Origin of the sequence: Thalassospira sp. GB04J01 (assembly GCF_000751115.1) — a bacterium.
Classification (GTDB): Bacteria; Pseudomonadota; Alphaproteobacteria; order Rhodospirillales; family Thalassospiraceae; genus Thalassospira; species Thalassospira lucentensis.
In genome coordinates this window covers 40,361-46,360 of record NZ_CCDX020000022.1, presented here as the reverse complement: position 1 = coordinate 46,360, position 6,000 = coordinate 40,361, and the positions used below count along the sequence as shown (strand labels likewise).

General features: G+C 54.2%; 6 protein-coding genes. 2 read left to right on the top strand and 4 right to left on the bottom strand.

Annotation, left to right across the window (positions count from 1 at the left end; all coding sequences use genetic code 11):
* Positions 1 to 238 precede the first annotated feature (238 nt).
* Entirely contained in the window at positions 239 to 853 is a 615-nt protein-coding gene (locus AMM48_RS21215; RefSeq protein ID WP_146030436.1) for a hypothetical protein, read from the bottom strand.
* A gap of 290 nt (positions 854 to 1,143) precedes the next feature.
* Between AMM48_RS21215 and AMM48_RS21210 the strand changes: the two genes are divergently transcribed.
* Entirely contained in the window at positions 1,144 to 1,608 is a 465-nt protein-coding gene (locus AMM48_RS21210; protein WP_102785701.1) for a YtoQ family protein, read from the top strand.
* A 22-nt stretch (positions 1,609 to 1,630) separates the two neighbouring features.
* Here AMM48_RS21210 and AMM48_RS21205 read toward each other — a convergent pair whose 3' ends face one another.
* The 3 genes from AMM48_RS21205 to AMM48_RS21195 form a co-directional block, all read right to left on the bottom strand.
* The gene (locus AMM48_RS21205) at positions 1,631 to 2,800 is read right to left on the bottom strand and encodes a pyridoxal phosphate-dependent aminotransferase (protein ID WP_102785700.1); all 1,170 of its coding nucleotides are present in this window, start codon (positions 2,798 to 2,800) and stop codon (positions 1,631 to 1,633) included.
* Positions 2,797 to 3,468 (bottom strand): TetR family transcriptional regulator C-terminal domain-containing protein, encoded by a 672-nt coding sequence (locus tag AMM48_RS21200; RefSeq protein WP_102785699.1) that lies wholly within the window; start codon positions 3,466 to 3,468, stop codon positions 2,797 to 2,799. Before AMM48_RS21200 ends, AMM48_RS21205 begins: the two co-directional genes overlap by 4 nt.
* A 93-nt stretch (positions 3,469 to 3,561) precedes the next feature.
* Positions 3,562 to 4,518 (bottom strand): NAD(P)-dependent oxidoreductase, encoded by a 957-nt coding sequence (locus AMM48_RS21195; RefSeq protein ID WP_102785698.1) that lies wholly within the window; start codon positions 4,516 to 4,518, stop codon positions 3,562 to 3,564.
* A gap of 102 nt (positions 4,519 to 4,620) precedes the next feature.
* Between AMM48_RS21195 and AMM48_RS21190 the strand changes: the two genes are divergently transcribed.
* The gene (locus tag AMM48_RS21190) at positions 4,621 to 5,397 is read left to right on the top strand and encodes a class II aldolase/adducin family protein (protein WP_102785705.1); all 777 of its coding nucleotides are present in this window, start codon (positions 4,621 to 4,623) and stop codon (positions 5,395 to 5,397) included.
* Positions 5,398 to 6,000: the final 603 nt, after the last annotated feature.

Below are 6,000 nucleotides of genomic sequence, written 5' to 3'. Positions count from 1 at the left end.
GTGGTGAATGCTGTATCGGGGGCCTTGCCCCCAAACCCCCGCGTTTCGCCAACGGGCAGGGTTGCAGGAGAAGGAACACTGCGCTTCGCTTCGTGTTCTTTCCTGCCACCCATGCGGGACGCTATGGCAACCGCAACCGCGTCAAGAGGCTTCCGCCGCGCTAAAGCGCGGTCTCCCGAGAAGCCTCTTGACCCGGCTCCGGTCACCTGATGGAGCGAATAAGCAACGGTAGTGCGCATCATTTGGCACCTCCTGATTGCTCTTTTCGACGCTTCAATACGCTGATGACACGTGCAACGGAGACGGGATGCAGTTCCATTTTCTTGGCGATTGCTGCATTGGATTTCCCAGCTTTATAGAGCTTGAAAATCTTCTCATCGCGCTCACGACGATCATGTTTTCGGGCAAACTGGCGACAACGACGCAACTCATCCTGAGTGACGAACATTTCATGAGCGACAAGGGCAACGGCCTCTATGTCCGTCAAACCATCTTCGACATACGCTCTGGTCGCGTTTTCGAACTGACGACCAAGGGAAATGGTTCGTGCGATCTGTTCATCAAAGGCTTGCTCCCGAGCTTTCTTTGCTCGTTCCTGTGCCTTTTCCTTGGCCCGCTGAGCTTCCAGCGTGAGACTTTTGACGTCAATCACCGGGCCGAATAGTTCGGCCAGTTGCGTATGGCTCAAATGGATTGTCAGGGCATATTCATCAGAAACGCCAGACGTGCGTTCCAGAGATAGAAAACCGCCTTTGAGGGAAATACTGTTAGAGGGCATGAACGAACCCTCCAGACAAAACAACACCGTTCCCGTTTCGTGAACATGCACACGAAACAATTTCGGACGGTCCATAAGTTATTGATTTTATTGGAACCGGCTTTCCGCCAGTTTTTGCCTCAAGCCCGCTGATTTGCTGGGCTTTCTGTTTTATGGCATTGTAGAGGTCGTCAGTTCGATCCTGATCGGCTCCACCATTCAAAACCCGTTGCCTTTGGCGACGGGTTTTGTCGTTTCAGGGCTTATTTGACTGGCATCTGTTTCCCCCACCCCATGGAAGAAATGCCGATGATGCACTAGCATGCATAACCAGCACATCAGTGGGGCAGTTCACCCCATCACGATAATCAAACAGGGAGAACACGATGAGCATGGTTTGGACCGTCTATTTGTCAGGCGAAATCCACAGCGACTGGCGCGAACGTATCGAGACGGGTGTTAAGGCATTGGACCTTCCGGTGGAGCTGGTTGCCCCGATCACGGTGCATGAAGATTCAGATGATTGCGGGGTCGCCATTTTTGGCCCTGAGGACAACAAGTTCTGGCATGACCGTAAAGGCGCGCAGCTCAACGCCATGCGCACCAAGAGCTTACTGGCCGGTGCTGACATCGCGATCATCCGCTTTGGCGAGAAATACAAGCAATGGAATGCCGCCTTTGATGCCGGCCAGGCGGCGGCCCTGGGCATCCCGTATATTACGCTGCATCCGACCGAGCATGATCACGCCCTTAAAGAAGTTGACGCTGCCGCCAACGGTGTTGCGCGCGAGCCTGGGCAAGTGGTTGATGCACTGGCCTATATCATCCGGGGTGACATGCCAAAGTCATAGATCAGACCCCGAGTAATTCTTTCTATGACTTTGCTTCGGCGAACGCCCGAATGCGCCGCGTGGCTTCGCGAAGGTCCTCATCAGGTACGGTAAGGGCCACGCGGATCAGGTTTTTGGCGTTTTCACCAAAGGATGCGCCGGGCATGACGGCGACTTTCTGCTCATCCAGCAGGCCCCATGCGAATGCTTCACCGTCAAGCCCGGTCGCACCGACATCAATCATGGCAAACATGCCCCCCGATACCTTACCGGGCTTGAGGTGCGGGCAACCGGAAAGCTCGGTTTCGATCAGATCGACGCGGGCAGCATAACTTTTGCGCATCCGTGCGGCAGTATCGAAATTGCCACGTAACGCCACCTCGGTCATGTCGGCGATAAACGGCTGATTGCCAAACAGGATGGTTTCAGAAATCGGTAAAACCTTGGTGCAAAGTTCCGCCGGGCCAACCGCCCAGCCACTTCTGAACCCTGTGGCGGCAAAGGTTTTCGAGATTGAGGACACGACAATTGTGCGACCCCGCAATGCGTCGATTTCAAGCGGGGAGGCAAAGGTGCCGTCAAAAATCAGGTCCTCATAAACCTCATCACAGACAATCCAGAGATCATGCTCACAGGCAATTTTACCAAGGTCAGCGAGTGTCGTGCGATCCAGCAAGGCACCAGATGGATTGTGCGGGGTGTTGAGCAACAAAACGCGGCTGTCTTTGGTGACCGCCGCACGCAGGTCACCCGGCTGCATGATGAAGCCATTTTCAATGCCCAGCGGAACGGGTTGAAGCACCCCACCCGATGCCCGGATAATCCCGGCATAGGTCGCATAGTACGGATCGCCGACAAGAACACCCTGCCCCGCATCGACCAATGCGGTGATCACGGTATAAAGGGCGGTCTGGGTGCCGGGAAAGCACAGGACATTGTCCGGTGTGATATCGGGCCAGCAGGGTTTGTATTTATCGACAATGGCACCGATCAACCCATCTTCGCCACGGCCATTGGAATAATGGGTGCGACCGCGCCGCATGGAGGCTTCGCACGCGTCGATCAAGGCCGGATCAATCGGAATGTCGGGCTCGCCAATCGTAAGCTCGATGATTTTTTCGCCCGCTGCCCCGCGGTCACGCGCGGCATTGTGGACAGCCCATTTCGCACCCCCAAGTTCGGCGAGACGGTCGGTAATTGCGGCATATCTCATGAGACTTCACTTTGTGGTTGCTGGGACGGTTGAGCATTGGCAAGCACGCCGGACGGAATTCCCAAAAGGCGTTCACTGGCCTCGATCACCAAGTCGGGCAGAATATCCTGACCATACAGGCCGGAATTCAAGGCTCCTTCCATCCACAAACCATCAATCAAACCATTCAGTGCAATCGCATGGCGCTTGCAGGCGGCAATACTGTGGGGGCGTTGATGGTTGATCAGAACAGGCTCGATCAAGGTTTCAAGGACATTGAGGAACTCGCGATATCCGTCACGATGGATTTCCGCGAAGTCTGCATCATGACGGACGCGCCCGATAAATGTCGCCCAAAGCGATACTTTTTCTTCGGACATATTGGGTGCTGTCATGTTTGCGCGCAGGAACCGGGCCAACTGTGTTTCAGGGGACGCCACCGTGTGTTTTGCACTTTCGCTGGCCTGTGCGGTGAGTTGGCCGACGAGATAGGCATAAGCATTTCGGATCATATCGTCCTTATTGCCGAAATAATGGCGCACCAAGCCCACCGTCACCCCGGCTTCTTCGGTAATCCGACGCACGGTCGCACCATGCAGCCCATGGCGGGCAACACATGTCAGTGTCGCCTCCATCAAAGAACGGCGGCGGTCATCAAGGGAAAGACGCTGGAAAGTTTTTCTACTCATCACCTGTTTCCGAGTGGCGTGCGGGTCGCGTGTCGATCTGCTATTTGTTATACAATTGATTAATTAAAACGAATGATCAAGGCTGGCGCAATTCTAATAGCCCTGCGCCGGATTGACCGACAGACTAAGCGGCGCGCCCGCCAGTAATTCCCGGGCAGAGAGCAAGACCTGCTCAGAGACAATATGGGGCATCGTGTCGCTTGCGATATGCGGGGTGATGCGCAACCGCTGATCTTGCCAGAATGGATGGTCGGCTGGCAGGGGTTCGGTGCGAAATACGTCCAAAGTTGCGCCGCTCAGCTGTCCGCTCTCAAGGGCGGCGATAAAATCTGCCTCCGCAAGATGTTCGCCCCGACCGATCTGCACAAGCCAGGCTCCCTTGGCCAGCCTGTTAAATAAGTTGGCGTTCAGAACGTTTTCAGTATGGGTTGTCAGGGGCAAGGTATTGATCACCACATTCATGCCCACGACCGATTCGGCAACGGAATTATCCCCAGTGAAATAGGTAACGCCCGCAACCGGGTCCTCTGGCGGGCGGCGACAGGCGACGGATACCGCAAATCCCACCGCCACAAGTGCGCGCACAATGGCGCCCCCCATCGACCCATTTCCCAACACCACAACTTTAAGGTCGGCAGGGGCGCGGATTGGCAAAGGATCCCAGTTTTCCGCCACCTGATTGCGTGCCATTTGGGGAAACTCACGTTCAAAATGAACAACTTCATGCACCGCATAACCTGCCATCAAGTGGGCCTGATGCGGATCGCGGACCCTGCAAACTGCGACGTCTTTGTTAAGTCCAGGATGATTGAGCAACGCATCAACACCCGCGCCAACCGACATCGCCATTTCCAGATTGGGATATGGCGCAAAGGCATCTGGTCCGGGCAGCCAGCATGCTGCAAAACGAATGTCTTCGGGGTTGGTGACCTCGTCAGGGTTCAGCAGACAAACGTCGGCGGCCGCCCCCCCGAAATCGAGCGAATAATACGTTTTTAGATCCATCGTTTCGCTTAAAAGAACACCATAAATCCGCTCAGCGGTCGTCATAAAGAAAAGTCCCCAAAGAAAGTTTGCGCAAATGCTCCAACCTCAGTTAAACAAGTGTATATCAAAGAGTAAAGCCGTTTGATCAAATCAGGTGAGGACAAAATGCAAAGTGCTAATCAGAAAGAAGCCGGAGCAAAAGCCCCGATGAGCGACGCTGAAAAGCAGACCCGCATTGAACTTGCCGCCTGTTACCGGCTTGCCGCCCATTACAAGATGACCGATACCATCTACACCCATATCTCGGCACGCGTACCGGATGAGCCGGGGCATTTTCTGATCAATCCTTATGGTTTTATGTGGGAGGAAATTACCGCCTCATCGCTGGTTAAAATCGATGTCGATGGCAATAAAATCGACGCCTCGCCACACCGGGTAAACCCGGCAGGATTCACGATCCATAGCGCGGTTCATATGGGTCGCCACAGTGCGGCATGGGTGATGCATACACATACGCGTTCAGGATTCGCAGTGTCATGCCTTGAAGAGGGGCTGCTGCCGCTGAGCCAAATCGCGCTGCAGTATTACAGCCAGGTCGGCTATCACGACTATGAAGGCATCGCACTTGACCTTGACGAGCGCGGCCGGATCGTTGACGCACTTGGCGACAACGTCGCCCTGATCCTTAGAAACCATGGCCTTCTGACAGTTGGCGAGACCGCCGGACAGATGTTTTCCAACATGTTTTATCTCAACCGGGCGTGCGAAATTCAGGAATCAGCCCTGTCCATGGGCCGCCCCCTTAAAAAAATCGATGACGCAATCATAAAGCGGGTATCCGAACAGTTTGGCCAGATGGCCTATGACGATGGCGACCTGCTTCTTGAATGGGACGCACAGATGCGCCTTGCTGATCGACTTGATCGGGGCTTTCGGGACTAGGCCCTGAAACCCGCTGGTAATTTTTCTGCACCCAACTCCGCAGGAAAGATAGGTGCGCCGCAACATAGCGCGCCCGTTATTTTGTACGCCGCAGAGCATGACGTGACCATGGGTCATGAATGATTAAAATTTAATCGTATTACTGTGATGCATAAATTGTAATCAAATACGTCCTTGACACCCACCCAGCACCTCCATACCATTGATCTCAACAACGGTCAGGCCGATCACATATCGGCATGTTTTGGGGCCGGTTTGGAGCATCTGAAAAACGCAGATTCCAAATCTATCGCATTTGAATACAGCACCTTGTACCGACGCACGGCAGGTGTAATGCGCAAGAGCTTAAAACCAAAACGGGTTAATTGACAAAATTGGCCTTTATGACCGCCCGGTGGGCAAAGCAGTGACATGACAGGGTTTCCTGTCACACGAGATATCCACTGCCAACGTTGCCATTTGACCGGGGTTTGCACATTGGTCGAACGTGTTCCTGTTTGCGTGGCTCCGTCGGAGCGAAGGAACATTAACCGCACCGACATGACACCACCGTCTTTGGGCGGTTCGCCGACGTTCCTACTCGCCAGACAAGGAGAACATGGC

What these genes read in the sequence shown, in the direction of transcription:
- AMM48_RS21215 (WP_146030436.1), bottom strand. Translation starts at nt 853, where the DNA reads ATGGACCGTCCGAAATTGTTTCGTGTGCATGTTCACGAAACGGGAACG.
- AMM48_RS21210 (WP_102785701.1), top strand. Translation starts at nt 1,144, where the DNA reads ATGAGCATGGTTTGGACCGTCTATTTGTCAGGCGAAATCCACAGCGAC.
- AMM48_RS21205 (WP_102785700.1), bottom strand. Translation starts at nt 2,800, where the DNA reads ATGAGATATGCCGCAATTACCGACCGTCTCGCCGAACTTGGGGGTGCG.
- AMM48_RS21200 (WP_102785699.1), bottom strand. Translation starts at nt 3,468, where the DNA reads ATGAGTAGAAAAACTTTCCAGCGTCTTTCCCTTGATGACCGCCGCCGT.
- AMM48_RS21195 (WP_102785698.1), bottom strand. Translation starts at nt 4,518, where the DNA reads ATGACGACCGCTGAGCGGATTTATGGTGTTCTTTTAAGCGAAACGATG.
- AMM48_RS21190 (WP_102785705.1), top strand. Translation starts at nt 4,621, where the DNA reads ATGCAAAGTGCTAATCAGAAAGAAGCCGGAGCAAAAGCCCCGATGAGC.